General features: G+C 44.8%; 18 protein-coding genes and 1 other RNA gene. 14 read left to right on the top strand and 5 right to left on the bottom strand.

Going from position 1 to position 18,679, the window contains the following annotated elements:
* The first annotated feature begins 134 nt into the window (after positions 1 to 134).
* The 9 genes from NIES208_RS16990 to NIES208_RS16955 all read left to right on the top strand — a co-directional run bounded on the left by NIES208_RS16990 (position 135) and on the right by NIES208_RS16955 (position 6,393).
* On the top strand, positions 135 to 1,073 hold the full coding sequence (locus NIES208_RS16990; RefSeq protein WP_075894177.1) for a response regulator: 939 nt from the start codon (positions 135 to 137) through the stop codon (positions 1,071 to 1,073).
* 3 nt (positions 1,074 to 1,076) lie between these two features.
* The gene (gene ubiE / locus NIES208_RS16985; RefSeq protein ID WP_075894176.1) at positions 1,077 to 1,781 is read left to right on the top strand and encodes a bifunctional demethylmenaquinone methyltransferase/2-methoxy-6-polyprenyl-1,4-benzoquinol methylase UbiE; all 705 of its coding nucleotides are present in this window, start codon (positions 1,077 to 1,079) and stop codon (positions 1,779 to 1,781) included.
* Between the two features lie 13 nt (positions 1,782 to 1,794).
* Complete coding sequence (locus NIES208_RS16980) at positions 1,795 to 2,508, top strand: metallophosphoesterase (RefSeq protein WP_075894175.1); 714 nt, start codon at positions 1,795 to 1,797, stop codon at positions 2,506 to 2,508.
* 175 nt (positions 2,509 to 2,683) lie between these two features.
* On the top strand, positions 2,684 to 2,851 hold the full coding sequence (locus NIES208_RS19120; protein WP_171971797.1) for a hypothetical protein: 168 nt from the start codon (positions 2,684 to 2,686) through the stop codon (positions 2,849 to 2,851).
* Between the two features lie 20 nt (positions 2,852 to 2,871).
* Positions 2,872 to 3,195, top strand: a complete 324-nt coding sequence (locus NIES208_RS19955; RefSeq protein ID WP_216349428.1) for a cysteine hydrolase family protein — start codon at positions 2,872 to 2,874, stop codon at positions 3,193 to 3,195.
* 176 nt (positions 3,196 to 3,371) lie between these two features.
* Entirely contained in the window at positions 3,372 to 3,653 is a 282-nt protein-coding gene (locus NIES208_RS16970; RefSeq protein ID WP_075894173.1) for a hypothetical protein, read from the top strand.
* Positions 3,654 to 4,066: 413 nt separating this feature from the next.
* Complete coding sequence (locus tag NIES208_RS16965) at positions 4,067 to 5,500, top strand: NupC/NupG family nucleoside CNT transporter (protein WP_075894172.1); 1,434 nt, start codon at positions 4,067 to 4,069, stop codon at positions 5,498 to 5,500.
* Positions 5,501 to 5,524: 24 nt separating this feature from the next.
* Complete coding sequence (locus NIES208_RS16960) at positions 5,525 to 6,049, top strand: hypothetical protein (protein WP_075894171.1); 525 nt, start codon at positions 5,525 to 5,527, stop codon at positions 6,047 to 6,049.
* A gap of 77 nt (positions 6,050 to 6,126) precedes the next feature.
* Positions 6,127 to 6,393, top strand: coding sequence for an STAS domain-containing protein (locus NIES208_RS16955; RefSeq protein ID WP_225875342.1), 267 nt, complete (start codon positions 6,127 to 6,129; stop codon positions 6,391 to 6,393).
* Positions 6,394 to 6,411: 18 nt separating this feature from the next.
* On the opposite strand, the gene NIES208_RS16950 is transcribed toward NIES208_RS16955, so the two are convergent.
* The 3 genes from NIES208_RS16950 to NIES208_RS16935 form a co-directional block, all read right to left on the bottom strand.
* Positions 6,412 to 7,389, bottom strand: coding sequence for a hypothetical protein (locus NIES208_RS16950; protein ID WP_075894170.1), 978 nt, complete (start codon positions 7,387 to 7,389; stop codon positions 6,412 to 6,414).
* Positions 7,390 to 7,692: 303 nt separating this feature from the next.
* A complete protein-coding gene (locus NIES208_RS16940) occupies positions 7,693 to 7,998 on the bottom strand; it encodes a DUF5615 family PIN-like protein (RefSeq protein WP_235641424.1) in 306 nt (101 codons plus the stop codon).
* A gap of 23 nt (positions 7,999 to 8,021) precedes the next feature.
* A complete protein-coding gene (locus tag NIES208_RS16935; protein WP_075894167.1) occupies positions 8,022 to 8,246 on the bottom strand; it encodes a DUF433 domain-containing protein in 225 nt (74 codons plus the stop codon).
* A gap of 140 nt (positions 8,247 to 8,386) precedes the next feature.
* Between NIES208_RS16935 and leuS the strand changes: the two genes are divergently transcribed.
* Positions 8,387 to 10,942: a leucine--tRNA ligase gene (gene leuS / locus NIES208_RS16930; RefSeq protein ID WP_075894166.1), complete on the top strand. Its 2,556-nt coding sequence runs from the start codon at positions 8,387 to 8,389 to the stop codon at positions 10,940 to 10,942.
* 494 nt (positions 10,943 to 11,436) lie between these two features.
* Here the strand turns inward: leuS and NIES208_RS16925 are convergent, their stop codons facing one another.
* Entirely contained in the window at positions 11,437 to 12,150 is a 714-nt protein-coding gene (locus tag NIES208_RS16925) for a hypothetical protein (RefSeq protein WP_075894165.1), read from the bottom strand.
* A gap of 385 nt (positions 12,151 to 12,535) precedes the next feature.
* On the opposite strand from NIES208_RS16925, the gene NIES208_RS16920 reads away from it, so the two are divergent.
* Positions 12,536 to 12,901, top strand: a complete 366-nt coding sequence (locus NIES208_RS16920) for a Rieske (2Fe-2S) protein (protein WP_075894164.1) — start codon at positions 12,536 to 12,538, stop codon at positions 12,899 to 12,901.
* A 50-nt stretch (positions 12,902 to 12,951) separates the two neighbouring features.
* On the opposite strand, the gene NIES208_RS16915 is transcribed toward NIES208_RS16920, so the two are convergent.
* Positions 12,952 to 14,745, bottom strand: coding sequence for an alpha/beta hydrolase (locus tag NIES208_RS16915; protein WP_225875341.1), 1,794 nt, complete (start codon positions 14,743 to 14,745; stop codon positions 12,952 to 12,954).
* Positions 14,746 to 14,896: 151 nt separating this feature from the next.
* Between NIES208_RS16915 and NIES208_RS16910 the strand changes: the two genes are divergently transcribed.
* The 3 genes from NIES208_RS16910 (at position 14,897) to ssrS (ending at position 18,186) form a co-directional block, all read left to right on the top strand.
* Positions 14,897 to 17,230 (top strand): nitrite/sulfite reductase, encoded by a 2,334-nt coding sequence (locus NIES208_RS16910; protein WP_075894163.1) that lies wholly within the window; start codon positions 14,897 to 14,899, stop codon positions 17,228 to 17,230.
* A gap of 154 nt (positions 17,231 to 17,384) precedes the next feature.
* On the top strand, positions 17,385 to 17,951 hold the full coding sequence (locus tag NIES208_RS16905) for a hypothetical protein (RefSeq protein ID WP_075894162.1): 567 nt from the start codon (positions 17,385 to 17,387) through the stop codon (positions 17,949 to 17,951).
* Positions 17,952 to 17,999: 48 nt separating this feature from the next.
* A non-coding RNA gene (gene ssrS, locus NIES208_RS16900) (6S RNA) lies at positions 18,000 to 18,186 on the top strand.
* Positions 18,187 to 18,679: the final 493 nt, after the last annotated feature.

Here is an 18,679-nt window from a genome sequence, read left to right as displayed (position 1 = left end):
GTGTCTCCTTTTCTCTAAAGAATTTTGGCTACATTCTTATCCATAACTGACGTTAAAATTAGGCGGAAAATCTGCGGAAAAATACCCACCCCTGAGTATGATGTAAGCACATTAAAATCCGATCCACCGTGATCATGACTATTCCCGAATTCACTCAACTGATAGAACAGATAGAAGCTGTGATTCGCAAGCAAAAAGCCAAACTTTTGGTCGTTGACGACGAACCGGACAATCTTGATCTACTGTACCGTACGTTTCGCCGAGATTTTCAGGTGTTACGGGCGAGTAATGGCGTGGAAGCGTTAAGTGTTTTGGCGGAAGAGGGCGAAGTCGCCGTGATTATCTCCGACCAGCGGATGCCGGAAATGAAGGGGACAGAATTTTTTAGTCGCACAGTCCCCCAGTTTCCCAATACGATGCGGATTATTTTGACGGGCTTTACAGACGTTGAGGATCTCGTTGATGCCATCAATGCGGGACAAGTTTATCGCTACATCACTAAGCCTTGGGATCCGTCTGAACTTAAAAAAGTCGTACAGATTGCCGCTGAAACCTATGCGATCGCCAACAACCGCATTGCCGAACTAGAACGTAGCAAACTCCAAACACAGCTACTGGCAAAATTACTCACTTTATTTGCCACGGATGATTCCCTCGAAGCGATTTTGACCCAAGCAACGGCAGCAATTATGCCCGCCCTCAGTGCTGATGCTTGTTATTTAGAAGTGACCAAATCGGGCGATTGTGAAGGAGTGAATGGGGGGTGTGGTTCCCTGAGGACGGCGATCGCCATTCCTGAGGGTGATCCCCTCGTCGATAGCGTGAAAGAATCCCTAAGCTGTCAATTATGGCCAGATACTCGCCAAGGCACTCCCCCTGAAGGCATTAGCTACTACACCGAAAACGACATTAAACAACATTTATTGTTGCCACTCACCTATCGCCAAGAATTACTAGCACTTCTTTCACTACAATGGACGGATGCCTGTACCCTGCGCGAGTCAGATTTTAATCTCCTTCACCTTGCCAGCCAGCAGATTGCCTTTGCTCTGATCAGCCAGAAATCTTGTTAACTAATGTCCTCTGTCGATACTGCCACTGAAATTCAACAAATTTTTAATCGTATTGCCCCAAAATACGATGACCTCAACCAATGGATTAGTTTAGGTCAACACCAAATTTGGAAAAAAATGGCGGTGAAATGGAGTGGTGTCCAAGCCGGTGATACAGCCCTAGATATTTGTTGTGGTAGTGGTGATCTGACCCTGATTCTGGCGCAAACCGTCGGGGTCATGGGCAAAACTACGGGCATTGATTTTGCGGCACAACAGTTGGCGATCGCCGCCGCAAAACAAGCTCGACAATGTCCAGAATTTGATATTACTTGGCAGGAGGGAGACGCATTAGATTTACCCTTTGACGACCATCATTTCGATGGAGTGACCATCGGCTACGGGTTGCGGAATGTAACAAATATCCCCCTAGCCCTCGCAGAAGTTTATCGAGTACTAAAGCCCGGCAAAAAAGTTGCTATCTTAGACTTCCATCGTCCCGCCGACAAAACAAAACAGGCCTTTCAGCAGTGGTATATGCAAACCGTGGTTGTGCCCCTTGCCGAACGGTTTAAGCTGACCGCGGAGTACGAATATATTCAGCCGAGTATTGAGCGCTTTCCCCCGGGAAAAGTACAGGAAAAGTTAGCCTATGAAGCTGGCTTTAGTGAGGCTATTCACTACCCCTTTGCGGGGGATATGATGGGTGTATTGGTGGCAACCAAGTGATTCAGGAAACTTTATGGAGCAGCGACGAATCTGTATAGGCGACGTGCATGGTCATTACGATACGTTGATGGCTCTGCTCAATTTTGTTGCTCCAAATCAAGATGATCGGGTTTATTTTTTAGGTGATCTCATTGATCGAGGCCCCAAGAGTGCGGAAATTATTGAGTTTGTCCGCACAAGCTCCTACCAAGCGCTCATGGGTAACCATGAAATGATGATGCTAGAGGCGATCGCCGCCGACGGTAGCGTTGATGAAGATACCTTTGTGGCCTGGTATCACAGCGGTGGGGCAAATACTTTACAAAGTTATAACCACAAAATTCCCTACGAACATTTACTCTGGCTCCGCGATCGCCCAACCCATTTAGACCTCGGTGATGTGTGGCTTGTCCATGCAGGGGTTGATCCCTATTTGCCCATTGATGAACAGGGAGCCGACCAGTTTTGTTGGGTGCGCGGCGAATTTCACTCGATGCCGCAGCCCTATTTTGCGAACAAACTCGTGATTGTCGGTCACACCATTACTTTTACCTTTCCGGGTGTTGAACCGGGGCAAGTTGTCCAAGGTCCCGGCTGGCTCGATATTGATACCGGAGTCTATCATGCGAAAAGTGGCTGGCTGACGGCCTTTGACATTGACCGCCGCGAAGTCTTTCAAGTCAATAGCCACACAGAGCAACAGCGCCATCTGCCCCTAGAGGCGATCGCCGTAACACCATTTCTCTAGTTTTTCCGAGTTCTCAAAACATGGTGGGCTGCTTATCCTCAATGATTCTTAATGGGGTCGGGGAATCGCGTCAATACGCTAAAAGGCTCGCACTTTCATGATTTGATCGCTGGCTAATGGTTTGGAACCATACCAATCAATGACAGAATTTAATAAAGTTTGAGGTGATGCAACGATGGCTTTTAGTATTAGACGCTTTTTTGTGCTGCTTATTCTTGCGGCTGTGGGATGGTGGTTTGTTGCGGATCTTGATGCGGGTGATGGCTGGGCTTATTTTGTCAGTTTTGTGTTCCTTGCCAGTGTCTTTTTTGTTTGTTTTGAGCTAGACCCCAGCGAAGATTAGACTTTTTTTCAAGCGGGGCGATCGCCGACGAACTCCTGTCAGAAGCTAGCGATATCATAATTGAGGGGAAGCGAGGCTTATGTGGATTTGCAAGTACGAATCTTGACTTTATTTTGCGGAGTCGTGGGATTACGAATTTAGTGTTGGGTGGCTTTTTAACCAATTGCTGTGCTGAGTCTACGATGCGGACGGGCTACGAAAAGAGCGATCGGGTTTTTACACTGAAAGACTGCACCGCAACAGTTAGCGATGAATCACAACAGTTAGCGATGAAGCACAACAGTTATCCATTAAAAAGAATTTTCCAATGTTTTCCCAGCCCCTCAATCACAATGACTTTTTAACATAACTGTCTTCCATGGCAGCAACTGTTTAGACTCTTATTATTTTGATTCACCCGATTAGTACCATGACAAATCACAAAAATTGGCAACGTTTTAAAGAAAAGCTGTTCACACCGTAACGATAATATACCGATTAATATTAATAAGAACACCTAAATTAATTAAAGGAAAAAGCCATGGGATGGGCTCGCACATTACTACTAGGAGACATAGGCAATCAACTAGACATTGAAGATAATGGAGAAATCATTGACTATCTGCTATCGGAGCTAAAAACACAACGCCAAGCTAACGAAGACCATAACCATCGCTTGCACGAACTCGAACAAGAAAATCAACAGCTCAAAACATCCTTGGCGTTGATGGTTCATACCCTTTGCCAAAAAGATATCTTGACCAAGCAAGAACTTGAAGCGTTTGTTGAACTGGTCGAAACAAAATCAGGGGATGATTCTTAAACTAACCTAAATGTGGTTTGAGCTTGGTCTGGAATGATGACGTGGCGAATCGGGGAGGGAGGAATGGAGCGATTTTTCACTCAAACAATGGTAGGGAGCAAAAATGGCGAATATCAGTTAATTCCCCATGGCTCTTATTCCCCGTATCTCTCTCCATATTTCCCTTCCTCTAAGGCATTTCTGCTCAATCCTTAGTCCGCACTGAACTGACGTTCACTCACTCTGTGATTATGGGCGATCGCCTCTTATCCCACCAGAAAAAAGACTTAATTCCCCCAATACGAGACCTTAACCGAAGATTCATTGCAGGAAGCGTTCCAAAACTGCTTTTCTTTGATATTTTGGGCGGTGTATACATTAATCCTGCCGAAAACAGGTTCTAGGTCTCACGGATTTAGTGTGGGTCTTGCTTTATGAATCCTCTGTTAAATCTGATTTCCTTTCTCGGAATATTCGGGCTGTGCGGTGTCGCGTGGCTCGGCTCAGAAAACAAAAAAATTGTCCCTTGGAAAATCATTGGCGTTGGCGTTGGGATGCAGTTGGTTATAGGCTTTTTTGTCTTTACCGTGCCCATCACCCAGCAGTTTATTGTTTTCCTCAATGATCTCCTAAATTCTTTTATCGCCGCCGCGGAAGAAGGCAGTCGCTTCATGTTTGGTGCGGTGTTGGTTCCTCCTGCTCCCACTGGTGGTGCTGGTATTAGTCCGGCAGCTCAATGGCTCGTGAATACCCTTGGTTCGTCCTATGTTCCCGGTGCAAGTCCTGCTTTGGGTGGCGCGAATCTTAATCTCGGTTATGTCTTTGCGTTTCGGGCATTACCGCTGATTATCTTTTTCTCGGCCTTAGTCGGTTTACTGTATCGGCTGGGTATTCTGCCTTTCATCATCAGCATCTTCGCCAAATTTTTCCGGAAGATTATGGGCATTAGTGGCGCTGAAGCCCTATCTGGTTCGGCCAATATTTTTGTCGGTATCGAGTCGGCGATCGCCGTCAAGCCATTCTTGCCAGAGATGACTCGCAGCGAACTGTGCGCCATTTTAACCAGTTGCTTCGGCTCCATCGCTTCAACCGTATTGGGACTTTACGCAGGATTTTTGTTACCCGTCTTTCCGAGCATTACCGGACACCTTATGTCGGCCTCGGTTTTGACTATTCCCGCGTGCTTTGTCATCTCAAAAATCCTCGTCCCAGAAACCGGCGAACCCGTCACCATGGGCGGCGTTCCCAAGGAAGAGGAAGACCCCGACAAACCCAAACAAAGCATTATGGATAGCATTATTCTTGGTGCTTTAGACGGTGTGAAAATGGCTGTCGGTATTGCCGCTGTGCTCATTGCGATCGTCAGTTTAGTGAAGCTGCTGGATAGTTCCTTTGCTGGCCTTGCGAGTCTACAAACCAGTGAAAACGCCATTTATGCTTTGATTGGTAATCTTTTTGAGAATATTAGTCTTAATAATATTTTCGGTGTATTATTCCTCCCCCTTACCTTTCTCACGGGTGTTTCCCTTGACCCCAGCGAACTATGGCAAGCTTCCGTTTTAATTGGCCAGCGAGTATTGCAAACATCTATTCCCCCCTATCTCCAGCTCGCTAGTTTGGCGCGGGAAGGTGCACTTAGCGATCGCACCCTTTTGATCGTGAGCTACGTTCTCTGTGGATTTGCCCATGTGCCGTCCTACGGCATTTTCGTTGGTGGACTTGCTAATCTTGCTCCCTCGCGCCGCAGTGAAATTGGTTCTTTGGGTTGGAAAGCGTTGTGGGGGGCAACCCTTGCCACTCTGATGACAGGCTGTATTGCCGGGATTTTCTTCTTTGGTGGTGACAACACAGCAATTTTAGGTCGGTAATTTTTAGCTAGGTAAATCTTAAAAATGATCTTAAATCGCAAACGTTTCTGGACAATTGGTCTTGCCTTGATGACCGCCCTTAGTGTGATGGGCTTTAGCTTAGGCAACCTTATTGCAGTCCACGCTGAAACTTCCACTTACCAAGACCCTGCTGGACGCTTTGAAGTCGGTATTATCTCAGGCTATAAAATGACCCCTCTAGCGGGAATGTTCGTTGTAGAATCTCCCGAAGGTGACTTAGCCTACACCGTCACTGTTCGCCCAAAGGCTGGCGATCGCCATCTTGAAGATGATCAGCTCGCTCAAATCGCTGTGGATACCCTCGCTACGGGAGAAGGCTTTATTGCTGGGGCATTTACGGGTAATGACATTGGCATTGAGCTGCCTTGGCGTGGTGTACAAGGCAAAACGCCAATTGCTGGTATGGTTTTCGCGCGGCAGACAAATAATTCGGTTTTAGTTCTTAGTCTTTCGACCACAGAAACAAGTACTGAAAAGATTGCAGAAATCTTGCCGGAGCTTTCTCAAACTCTCAAACCAATTGAGTAAATACTGAGTTTCGGTTCAAGGTGTTTGGCTTCTTGAATATTAAACAAGTTTTTCCCATAATCACATGTCAATAACTGTTGCTGGGAGCAAAGGCGATCGCCGAAATCGACATTACTGCTTCGGATATGCTCGAAGAATTTATGCATGAGTTGGATTCGCAAGACATTACCTTTGCCATGATGCGGGTCAAACAAGATTTATACGCCCAACTAAAACGTTCCGGGATGCTTCAAAAAATTGGGGAAGATCGCATCTTTCCAACCATAAATACTGCCGTTAAAGCATTCCAAGAAGATTCCCAATCTCCGCCAGAAACATCACTGCAAAGTATCGAAGGGTCGTAAACGTGGCGATCGCCTCTGTTAGGTTGCCGGGAGCACAGACTGAGCTTTCATTTTCAACTCTGGTGTTTCGATCAATTGCACAATCTCTCGGCACTTCTCCCAGACCTGAGATGCGAAGGGAGAAGTTGCACCATAGATAAACGGATATTCATCCATGTCGGTACAAGTCGTAATTGATCGAGCTTGCTGAACAATCGCGAGTAAAGTGCGATCGCGAACGATTCCTGATAACTGTCCTTGGGCGACAGCAACGAGATCAGCCCACTGGTCAAAGGCTTGCTTCGGGCGACCTGCGGCGGCTTCTAAAGGGGCTAATTGCAACCTCACAAGGATTTGAGATTCCACTTGAGTTAAGCCGTTAACGAGGGCAAGGTTCTCGGAGCCTAATGAACTGCCAGTCGCATTTATTAGACGTTTTTGAATTGCGATACAGAGATGTTCATGGGGAAATAACCAGCCTCCCAGCTGAATCAAGCCATACAGCGTATCCCACGCATCAGTATCAAGAGCGCAGCCTAGAACCCCTTGGCAAAAATCAACTCGACCGCAATGACGCAACCCAAATGGATCCCTAAAAAAATCATCCATCCATATTTTTTTTCGAGCGCGCTGACTCCATCCCTTGGGATAAAGCGGCGTGTAATCTTGTCTTGGCGCAATGTTCCACAGTTTTCCCCAAAGGCGACCGCCAACTTGGCTAGCCGCGATTGAGATTAAGGGCTGCAAAAGCGTTTGTTGTAGCGAAATAGCGTTGCCGGGGTTTTGCCAGGGTGAATTCGACCAACAAACATCTGGAACATCAAATAGACTCTCAAAAATGTAAATCTCAGGGGACGGCAAATTCAGGTATTCATAAGCTTGACCTACGGCTGCCCGCATTTCGGTTTCAGTTGCAGAAGCGGTGGGAAAAATTAAGTTGCGCCACTTCTTTTGGTAATGGCTTAACTGGTCTTCTTGGTCGGGAGTTAGTTGACTGATTTTCTGGATTTTCGTCATGCTGAGGCAGAATGTTCCATTGTTTACGAAAAAGATACGAAATATTAGAAAACTGAAACCTTTAGACTATTACGCCAGTGACGCTAACTGGGGCGATCAAAATTTCTAAGAGATTTGCGAGAATTTGCCGCACCGAACAAAAGCTCCAAAAAAACAATAGAAGAAAAGAATATTTCACAGAGTTCCAAGACTTTTTGTCATGGCACAGTTTCGCTATTGAAGACACGGATTTCGACAGAAGTATCGAGGGGAAGGAAAAGCGGCGATCGCCAATAATTTAGTTCAAAAAAGAACTGAATAAAATTAGAACAGAGTTAAAATTCCCACAGACGAATCTTGAACCAATAGTTCAATCTCTTTATAGTGATTTCTTAAAATTGCTTCAATCTCAGAGGTTTTACAATTTCCCCTGCGAATCCAAATAATTTTTGGTGGGAAACCGTGTATCAAAGAAAGATCATTGAAATCGGCATCTTTCGTTACGACCAAAAACTCCTTTTGCTTGGCATATTTTAAGATTTCTATGTCTTCAACCTCATCTAAACCCAATAGATAAACATGACTTGATTCAGGATAAACATCAGCAAGCCGCTTGACTAAACTGGGCAATAAATTGTGGTCGAATAACAACCTCATACACGTACAGTCATTAAAGATTTTTCGCGGTCAGCAGCATAACTCAGACAAGCTCGTATATCAATTTCGGTTAAATATGGGAAGTCTGCAAGAATTTCATCGTGGGACATTCCTGACGCTAAATATTCCAACACGTCGTATACAGTGATTCGCATATTACGAATACAAGGTTTTCCGCTACGTTTTCCCGGCTCAATGGTAATGATTTCGTTATAGCCCATTGATTTATTTCCAAACTGTTCGGTTCATACTGAGTATAGTCAGATTTTTAGCTTCGCAGTTAGTCCTCAACCAATCTACTTAATGCTGTCCTAATGAAGGTTAAAATAGGCGACTGACCCCTACAACGGAGATACATTCAGTGGAAACGCGCTACAGTGCTGCCGAGATCGAATCAAAATGGCAACAGCAATGGCTAGAACTCGGACTTGATCAGACCCCCGCAAAAAGCGATAAGCCGAAATTCTATGCCCTGTCGATGTTTCCCTATCCCTCTGGCAAGCTCCATATGGGTCACGTCCGTAACTATGTGATCACCGATGTCATTGCTCGCTACAAACGCATGAAGGGTTTCCGGGTTCTGCACCCCATGGGTTGGGATGCCTTTGGTTTGCCCGCAGAAAATGCGGCGATCGATCGCGGTATTCCGCCAGCGAAATGGACATATCAAAATATCGAACAAATGCGGGATCAGCTCAAGCAGTTGGGTCTCTCCATCGATTGGGATCGTGAGGTTGCAACCTGTTCCCCCGACTACTACAAATGGACACAGTGGCTCTTTTTACAGTTTTATAAATCTGGCCTTGCCTACCAAAAAGAAGCGGCGGTGAATTGGGATCCCATCGATCAAACTGTCTTAGCTAATGAGCAGGTTGATGCCGAGGGGAAATCTTGGCGTTCGGGGGCGATCGTAGAGAAAAAGTTACTCCGTCAATGGTTCCTCAAGATCACCGATTATGCCGAGGAATTATTACAAGATCTCGATCAGCTGGGCGGTTGGCCAGAGCGCGTTAAAACGATGCAGCAAAACTGGATCGGCAAATCATCCGGTGCATTGCTCGAATTCTCCATTGTCGGTAGCGATGAAAAGGTGGCTGTCTTTACTACTCGTCCCGACACCGTTTATGGCGTAACTTATGTTGTTCTTGCGCCGGAACATCCTCTGGTTGCTCAAGTAACAACGGCTGAACAGCAAAGCACTGTTGATGCTTTTATCGAAGAAGTCAGTAACGAAAGTGAAGAAGAACGCACTGGGGATGACAAACCCAAAAAAGGTGTTCCCACTGGCGGCAAAGTTGTAAATCCTTTCACTGGTGAAGAAGTTCCTATTCTGATCGCCAACTATGTTCTTTGTGAATATGGCACTGGTGCAGTTATGGGTGTTCCGGCTCATGATACCCGCGACTTTAAGTTTGCTAAGGAAAATAATTTGCCCATTAAAACGGTAATTATTCCTGAGGGGGGCGATCGCCAGACTGAACTTGAAGAAGCCTATACCGAACCCGGTGTGATGGTAAATAGTGGTGAGTTTGACGGCACTGTTTCTACCGAAGGAAAGCAAGCCATTATCAAATTTGCTGAAGAAAAAGGCTATGGCAAAGAGCGTATTCAATATCGGTTGCGGGATTGGTTAATTTCACGCCAAAGGTATTGGGGCTGCCCGATTCCCATGATCTATTGCGATGATTGCGGTGTGGTTCCAGTGCCTGAGGCTGATTTACCTGTAATTTTGCCGGAAGATGTGGAATTTTCTTCCCGTGGTGGCTCGCCTTTAGCACAAATGGAAGACTGGAAAACGGTTGATTGCCCTTGCTGTAATAAGCCTGCCCGTCGCGAGACGGACACCATGGATACCTTTATTGATTCGTCTTGGTACTTCCTCCGTTACACCGACGCGAGCAATGCTGAACATCCTTTTGATCTCGATAAAGTCAATGATTGGATGAGTGTGGACCAATATGTTGGTGGCATTGAACACGCCATTTTGCACCTGTTGTATTCCCGCTTCTTCACCAAGGTTGTGCGTGATAATAAGTTGGTCGCAGTGGATGAACCCTTTAAGCGGCTGTTAACGCAGGGCATGGTTCAGGCATTAACCTATAAAAATACGAAGACCAATAAATACATTCCAGTAGATCAAATTAACCCTGAAGATCCGAAAGATCCAGAGACTGGTGATGTGTTAAAAGGCTTTTACGAAAAAATGTCGAAGTCAAAGTATAACGGCGTTGATCCGCAGGTTGTACTCAGCAAGTATGGTGCTGATACTGCCCGGATGTTCATTCTGTTTAAGGCTCCCCCTGAGAAGGATTTGGAGTGGGATGATGCTGATGTGGAAGGTCAATTCCGTTTCCTAAACCGTATTTGGGCATTAGTCTCTGGGGCAGATCTCTCGATAACAAAAGAAGCTTCTGGGGATTATTCCAAAGAGGAAAAAGATCTCCGTCGCGCCATTCACATCGCAATCAAAGAGATTCAGGAAGACCTCGAAGGGGATTATCAGTTTAATACGGCGATCGCCGAGTTGATGAAGCTTAGTAACGCACTCAAAGATGCAAAATGCACTAATTCACCAGTGTATGCAGAGGGTATTAAGACAATGCTTTTATTGTTGGCTCCCTTTGCGCCCCATATTGCCGATGAGCTATGGCAAAATCTTGGTCATTCAGAATCAATTCATACCGTTAATTTTCCAGTTTTAGATGAATCAGCGCTGACGGTGGATGAGATTACTTTGGTGATTCAAATTATGGGCAAAACGCGCGGCACAATTCAAGTTCCAGCGGGGGCTTCCAAGGCTGAATTGGAGAAGTTTGCCAAGGAGTCAGAGGCTGCTCAACGGTACATTGAAGGCAAAGAAATCCGTAAAGTTATTGTTGTGCCGAATAAACTGGTTAACTTTGTAATTGCGAAATAATTTTAGATTTCAAAGTCCATAATACAAATCGAAGAATCATTATCGAGTAAGGTAGTGATTCTTTTTTCTTTTTTCTATTAAGACCTAAAAATACCAGCCAAACGCTCTAAACAAAGGAAGGAGAATTTGACATGGGGTAGAGTCGAATAATTGAATGAATATTTTCCTTTCCCTGACCAGCACTTTGCATCCTTGTGAATGAAGCTTAAATGACCGCTACCAAGGGTTATTTTTTGATGTCTTTTGCAGTAATATGCTGGGTTGAATTATCATTTAATACAAATTCTAGTTAATACAAATTCTATGAAGTCACTGTCGACTTATATAACTTTAGGATTTCCCTTTATTGCAAACTCAATATAGCCAAGTTTCTCCAAGTCTCGATTAAATGCTTGTAAACGATAACTGCTCCATCTAGCCTCAGTAGTAGAGCACCCAAAAAAAATAACTAAATGCTATTTAAAACAAATTATTTATGTCCACAAAAAACAATACTAAGATTCAATAACAAAACTATTGGCTATCTTTTCGAAAGTCGATAGACGAGTGTCAAATTCAGCTTGACTTGTGGCACAGGTAATCACCCAAGCTTTTTTCTCACCCCGTACGATATAAACAGCTTGTTTAATCGCAGCCCCGGCCATTTCCATCTCTACCAGTAGACGAACAGAAGGGTAATTGTTAATTTCTAAAAATTTTTCATCTACAACATTAAATTGAGGGGGAAGCTGCTGCTTGGTTAGGTCAAGATAACTTTCAATTGTTAGTGCACTGGGTAAACTTTCGCTAATGATATTAATGTTCGTTAAAAATGGCTGGTCGCCCATTTGAGAGTCAAAGGCCATCAAACTGAACATTTCGGGATTTTGCTCAATCATTGTGGCGATCTGCTCAAAATCAGGATTGATGTCACGAATGCGGGAGGCAATAAATTCTAAGTCTTCGCTGGGGACACCGCCATCGTAGCTTTCTGGTAGCCAAATTGAAGCGCCTTCGCCCTCAATTTTTTTCCAACCTTCTTCTGGAGCTTTTGAGACTGCTTTGCTTGCTGCTGATTTTTCGTCACTAGATGATGTTGTTTCTGTTGGTGTGCTCACCTCGGTTTGAGTGGTTTCTGTTTCGGATGTTTCTGGGTCTGAGCCGCCGCATGCTGCCAGTGTGCCTAGTAAGCAGAAGCTGAGGAAAAGAAGAGTTGATATTTTTTTCATGAAGCAAGAGTCTGTTAAGGATAATTATCTTTTAGGGTAGCTTTATTAATGAAGGACAGAGAAAGTTCATAAGTTATTTTTAATTTTTTATATTAAGGTTAATGGTTTTTTGTTGGTATGAAGTAAAAAAGATAAAGGCTACATTGCAAAAGTTTTAGGGCTTTTTGACGGGGTTCGAAATATTTCTTTACTTAGAATTGGGGAGATGATGTTATGGTCTAGAGGCTGAAAAGTCCTGATAAAAATCGTCTTTAAGTTCAAGGTTTATTTTTCTGGGGAAAGCTCTGAATTGATCATCTGTGCTTGTACTATTGATCCTGTATTATTTGACCAATATTTTTGAATTTAAAATATTTTTCATTAAAAATTTAGGATTTTTAGAGTTATGGCAAAGTCAAAAGTCGCAAGTGTATCGGCGGTGAGCGAAGGTCAAGTTCTTAAGGCCACGGCAAATGGTCAAGCTGTTTTGGTTTCTAAATCGAATGGTCGTTACTGTGCGATCGCCAATAAATGTCCTCACCTCGGCCTACCAATGGCTAAGGGCAAAGTCGAAAATGGCACCATTACTTGTCCTTTCCATGGTTCTAAATTTGATTTGTGTAGCGGCAAAAATGTGGAATGGGTTGATTCTTTTGTTGGTATTCCTCTCCCCGGCGTTGCGAAGAAGGTGATGGCTATGGGGAAAGAACCTACTGATGTTGCTAGTTTTGCTGTGACCCAAGAAGGCGAAGATCTGTTTATCGATGCTTAGGGCTGGTGGGGTGAGAGAGTTTCTGAAAGACTTTCACCCCATGTTTGGTTCTATTCGAGTTGATGGTCTGCTTTGAATTTGGCGATCGCCGCTTCCAATTCTCCTAGTGAATCCTGCGTAATCATAAAGGTCTTAAATTCTTGACCTTCGCTGAGATAGCTCGTATAGGCAGGGTTGAGGTAAAAAGAATATTGGCTATTTTTTGCTGCGTACACTTGGAAAAAACTGAGGGCGATCGCCTCACTATAATTATTCAATAGCTCTGGGCTAGGTAAATTTAAACTCGGAATACGGTCTAAGAGGCGCGAAATACCCAGATCAAGCCTCGAAATATCAATGTGGGTTTGACCTTCCTCAAGAATTAGATATTTATTCGGTGCACTAATCCACGGAAACGACCGCACCTGCTCAAAAATAAAAGGCGTTGCCGGGTCATAACTGCCCGCAATAATCGCCGTCGGGATTTTCACATTATTGAGAGCTGCTTCCCCTAAAATACTGGCATTGACCGGATTTGCCGCCACAACCGATTGAATCCGTTCATCACGAAAGTCAAAAGTCTGGGGCTCTAGCTGTAAAGCGCGACATTGCAAAAGTAGAGCATTATTAAAAATTCCCCATTCCGCCTCACAGTCTTTTTTGAGGGCCTCATAATTTGGGACAGGTGTTGCCCCCGCCACCGCTAAAGCCGTATAGCCGCCATAGGAATGGCCATAGATCCCCACATTGTCTAAATCCAGTCGTCCGGCAAATTCAGCTGCATTACGCCGTTCCAATTCATCCAAGGTAAAGGAAATGTCGAGGGGGCGATTAATAAATTCCTCTAAATCAGATAATTCCCGACGAAAGCTGGTAATAAAAGATTCTAAATAGAGGCGATCGCTACCCGGATGTTGGGGCATCACCACAAAGAAACCATAGCTTGCTAAATGTTTGGCTAACTTTGATTTTTCCGCTGGCTCCGATGCTAAGCCATGGGAAATGACGACCACCGGAATCTTTGACCCGACCGGTTGTTGCGGTTGATAAATTGACGCATAAAATTGGCGATTTCGACTGTCATCCTTTAAAAACCAAGTTTGGTGCTTAATGGCATCTGTATTTTGCCGCCGTAAATCTGGGCGTTGTGCATAATTAATAAAATTAAAATTGCTAGCCTCCTGCTGCGACAACTGCTGTACTTCCTGCACAAAACGTTCTGTACCCTCAACAATGACAGAGACGCTATTGGCAAAAGTCGCCAGAGCCGCAAGATCAACACGGATATTAACTTGTAAATTTTGCAAAACATTGAGTAACGTTAAGCCCTCTTCCTCAAATGCCGACCGCACTATCGCTCCCCGTAGAGCAAACTTGGCACTGCGTCCCCCTTTAATTTTGACAATTTGGCCAAACGACTCTAATAATCTCTCTCCTTCGTCAGTTTTGAGGACACGGGAGAGTAACACTGGATCGATCACGACCTTGCGAGTCAACGCTGTTCGCAATAGCTCCTTTTCCGACTCACTAGCATCAACAATGTCAAGGTAAAATTGGAGATCGCTCGTGACAGTACCATCGGCGGCAAAGGCTTCAAGGGATTGAATTTTGAGAGATTCACCCAAGGGACTGTAGATAAAATCTATTTTTTCGGCCGCCCGGAGTGATGGCGCTAGGGAAAAGGGATTAAATATCCCTAACCCCATTCCTAAACCCAAAATAGTCAGATTTTGGAGTGATTTTTTTAGGGAAAAAAAGTTTTGACATGACATATGGAAACCCATAAATGAGAGGGGGAATTTGTAAGTAAAAATCCCTAGGTGAATTGAGGGGCGATCGCCGAACGATACACGTTGTAAAGTCAAAGACTGTGGTTAAAATTACAGATTTTGTCAGAAGCTTTCTTTACATCGGTTTTTTGTGTCAACATAGTACATCTGAAAAAAATTTATACCGAATTTCCATGCCTGCTCCCGAACAGGCAACTCCACCAGCTCAAAATCTAGAAGAAACTCTATGACCACGACAACTACCAAAACTTGGAAAGACGTTCTTGGCGATCGCATCTCCCCACAGATGGCCGAGGAAATCGATACATTCGAGAATCAAATGGCGTTGCGCCGTCAAAACAAACTAGATGAAAAAGTGTTTGCCGAGCTGCGTTTACGCCGGGGAGCTTACGGACAACGTTACGACAATGGGTTCCGCAACGATGGCGAAAAACCAAAACCCATTCCCTTTCCTCGCACAGAGCTAACCAAGGGACCCGATACCAAATGGCAAGCGCCGGGAATGCAACGCATTAAAATTCCCTACGGCGGCATGACAGCCGAGCAGATGGATCTCATTGCCGATATCTGCGAAGAATATTCCGATAATATCATTCACATCACGACCCGTCAGGATATCCAGCTCCACTTCCTCTCCCTCGATAACATTCCCGATATGCACCGTCGTTTGGCGGCTGTGGGGATTACCGTCCGAGAAGCCTGTGGCAACTCTGTCCGTAACGTGACCGCTTGCCCCCTCGCTGGTGTGTGCCACGATGAAGTTTTTGACGTGTCCGGCCATGCCCAAGAATTAACGGACTTTTTCCTTGGTCACCGCGACATCCAAGACTTTGGTCGTAAACTCAAAATTGCTTTTTCCGGTTGTGAAGACAAGCCCTGCGGTCTCACTTCCATGCACGATCTTGGCTTCATTGCTAAGATAAAAATCATTGACGGTAAAGAAGTAAAAGGCTTTAAGACCTTTGTCGGTGGTGGTCTCGGCTCCGTTCCTTTCTTGGCAAAACTTTATTCTGATTTTGTTCCTCTCGAAGAAGTTTTCCCATTATCCCAAGCGATTTTCCGCGTTTTTGCCCGTCTCGGTGAAAAACAAAACCGTAACAAAGCCCGCATTAAATTCCTCATTCAACAGCTCGGCATCGAAGAATTCCGTCGCCTTGTGGAAGAAGAGCGCAAAATTATCGAACAAGAACCTGATTCTGGCTGGACTTCTTGGATTGAAAAGCTTTCTAAATATGAAGAGAGCGGTAAATCTGAACCTGTCGCACCTGGTGTAACAGTCGATGACCCAGAAGCCTATGAAAAGTGGAAAACCACAAACCTCTATCCCCAGCGCCAAGCCGGTTATATTACTGTGGCAGTTTCTTTGCCCCTTGGTGATGCGACCTCCCCTCAGTTCCGTGGTTTAGCAGACATTGTCCGTAAATTCACCAATGACACCATTCGCACAACAGTTGAGCAGAATGTTTTGATCCGCTGGGTTCGTGAAGAAGATCTGCCGGCGCTCTACATGGATCTAAAAGCGATTAACATGCACCACGGCGGCGCTCAATCCATCATTGACATTACGGCTTGCCCCGGTACAGATACTTGCAAGCTGGGTATTGGTAGCTCTCGTGGTTTGGCGGGTGAGTTGAGTCGCCGGATGGCAGTCAAAGGTTGGCAATACAACCAAGCAGTTAAGGATATTCGCATCAAGATTAGTGGCTGCTTTAACTCCTGCTCTCAGCATATGGTGGCGGAGATTGGCTTCTATGGTTCTAGCCGTCAAATTCAACGTCGTCGCGTCCCTCACTTTAACCTTGTGCTCGGTGGTGAGTGGGATAACAATGCTTCTACCTACGGTAAGTCCATGGGTGTGTTGCCTTCGAAGCGTATTCCTGATGTAGTGGAATTCTTGGTTGATACCTTTATGCAGGAACGCCAAGGTGATGAGAAATTCCCGGCATTCTTTAACCGTATCGGTCGTAAGGAGATGAAGGAGCGTCTGAAGCCGTTTACTGAAGTTCCTAGCTATGAAGAGGATAAGTCTTTTTATTCTGACTGGGCGGATAGCCGTGAGTTTACTCTTGGGGATATCGGTATCGGTGAATGTGCTGGTGAAGTGGTGACGCTGACTGATTTTAGTATGGCGGATGCTGAGAGTCTCCATTTTGATGCTACGGTGATGTTGGATGAAGAGCCGCAAAATGGCAATATTCAGCAGGCTGCTGATAAGGCGATCGCCTCTATGGTGAGTGCAGCCCAAGCATTACTCAAATTTCAAAATATTGATATTGGTGATGATGAGCAGGTCATTGCTGAAGAGTTCCGCAAGTATTTCTACGATACTAAGCTCTTTTTTGACCCCTTTGCTAAGGGTAAGTTTGCCCAGTACTTTTTTACTGCCCTTAATCATAAGGGTCAGCCGGCAACCGTTGAACGTGCCCAGCAGCTGGTGGAGGAATCTCGCCTCTTTATTGAAGCTGCCCATGAATGTAATGCTCGTATGATGGATGCTGGGATCACAAGCCCTGTGGCCTTTAAGCAGTGGCTGGTTAAGGAAAGACTTCAAGTTAAGTAATTTCTGGATTAACAAGACTTGATGTAGCTCAATGACAGGTGGACAGTTGTTCGCCTGTTCAATTTTTCGACTTAGGGCGATCGCCTAACTGATTAGCCACGATCTGGCAATGATTTTTATTTAGCTCGCAGTATTTTTAGGACAATTCAGTACCGTGAATATCGAACGTTTTTGCATAAAATTTCCCGCCACCCAGCCTGATGGTTTTGACGAAGCTAGCCTCATTGGTATCCTCCAAGGTTGGATTCGAGAAGAAAAAATTGGCGGCACACTTATCGATGTCGTCGACTACCGTCATGTTCCCGACGGCCCCGGCATTATGCTCGTGACCTACGAAATTAACTACATGTTGGAGCACCAAAATTTTTACGGTCTCTACTTGCAGCGTAAATGGGGAGAAGTGGAAGATCAGCCCCACCCAGAAGCCATTGTTGATCTCGTCAAGTCTGCCGCTGAATTTGGCACACTTTTAGAAAAAGAATCGGGGATTACCCTAAAGGGTGATGAGTTTCATTACATTGCCAATGACCGTCTCCATGCCCCGAATACTGACGAAGCTTTTCAAGCGGTCAAAGCTGACCTCGAAGTCGCTTTAGGACAAGTTTACGGCGATAGTAATTTTTCGATTACGAAGTTAGATAATAATCCAAAGGAGCGTCTGACATTAGTTGTTAGAGCGAATAGTCCAGTGGCGATCGCCGATCTTTGTAAGGTGGCTTAGATCATTGCGCAAGACAAAAAAAATCGACTAATATATTTGCTAACAGGATTAAGCCTACTGTGTTGGTGACTGCCAATATTGTTTGTTGATCTATGCTTGAGCTAATTGGGAACACCAGTCATATGCTGACTGAAGTAGACCGAGCTTGTACTCGGAAATGGATGTATTAGCTATGATGTTCCCCCCTGGATTTTCCAGGTCAGAAGCTGAGGTAAGACGGCACGGCGGGTGATAATCCTGTATTTTTTTGTCTGTTGTTAGATATCACACAGCAAAATAGCGATAACCCAAGTTTTGTCGTTTTGCTGGTTATTTTTTTCTGCTGTCAATACACGCCGTATTCTGCTTATTTACTGCAGGTGTAACAAGATAGTTCGCGTTGAGGATTTGACTTTTTTTAGATTCTCTCGCAGTGGAAATTAATCGATTCTTTTTACTATGGCCACAGCCATCAAAGTCAAGACACCTGATAGGTTTCAAGGTCTGATCCTATCGGGGTTTAAGGTGTTAAACTTCTTCTGCTGATCGCGACTATGGATTCCTATTAGTCTTTTGGATTAAGCATATTGTGATTGTGGTTGGAGGAAGATTTTTCGTTTTTAATGGCTGATTTTTTGGGATGTTAAAGACCAAGGGCGATCGCCATCATTAAGACCCAATCATTATTCTGGAGCTAAGTACAGGACAAAAGTTGAACAGGGTCGAATAGAGGACAAGGAAAAGAGGAA

This window comes from [Limnothrix rosea] IAM M-220 (genome assembly GCF_001904615.1).
In the GTDB taxonomy this organism is placed as follows: domain Bacteria; phylum Cyanobacteriota; class Cyanobacteriia; order Cyanobacteriales; family MRBY01; genus MRBY01.
The sequence above is the reverse complement of the archived record's forward strand: the minus strand, read 5'-3'. Positions and strand labels throughout refer to the sequence as shown.

What these genes read in the sequence shown, in the direction of transcription:
- NIES208_RS16990 (WP_075894177.1), top strand. Translation starts at nt 135, where the DNA reads ATGACTATTCCCGAATTCACTCAACTGATAGAACAGATAGAAGCTGTG.
- ubiE (WP_075894176.1), top strand. Translation starts at nt 1,077, where the DNA reads ATGTCCTCTGTCGATACTGCCACTGAAATTCAACAAATTTTTAATCGT.
- NIES208_RS16980 (WP_075894175.1), top strand. Translation starts at nt 1,795, where the DNA reads ATGGAGCAGCGACGAATCTGTATAGGCGACGTGCATGGTCATTACGAT.
- NIES208_RS19120 (WP_171971797.1), top strand. Translation starts at nt 2,684, where the DNA reads ATGGCTTTTAGTATTAGACGCTTTTTTGTGCTGCTTATTCTTGCGGCT.
- NIES208_RS16970 (WP_075894173.1), top strand. Translation starts at nt 3,372, where the DNA reads ATGGGATGGGCTCGCACATTACTACTAGGAGACATAGGCAATCAACTA.
- NIES208_RS16965 (WP_075894172.1), top strand. Translation starts at nt 4,067, where the DNA reads ATGAATCCTCTGTTAAATCTGATTTCCTTTCTCGGAATATTCGGGCTG.
- NIES208_RS16960 (WP_075894171.1), top strand. Translation starts at nt 5,525, where the DNA reads ATGATCTTAAATCGCAAACGTTTCTGGACAATTGGTCTTGCCTTGATG.
- NIES208_RS16950 (WP_075894170.1), bottom strand. Translation starts at nt 7,389, where the DNA reads ATGACGAAAATCCAGAAAATCAGTCAACTAACTCCCGACCAAGAAGAC.
- NIES208_RS16935 (WP_075894167.1), bottom strand. Translation starts at nt 8,246, where the DNA reads ATGGGCTATAACGAAATCATTACCATTGAGCCGGGAAAACGTAGCGGA.
- NIES208_RS16925 (WP_075894165.1), bottom strand. Translation starts at nt 12,150, where the DNA reads ATGAAAAAAATATCAACTCTTCTTTTCCTCAGCTTCTGCTTACTAGGC.
- NIES208_RS16920 (WP_075894164.1), top strand. Translation starts at nt 12,536, where the DNA reads ATGGCAAAGTCAAAAGTCGCAAGTGTATCGGCGGTGAGCGAAGGTCAA.
- NIES208_RS16910 (WP_075894163.1), top strand. Translation starts at nt 14,897, where the DNA reads ATGACCACGACAACTACCAAAACTTGGAAAGACGTTCTTGGCGATCGC.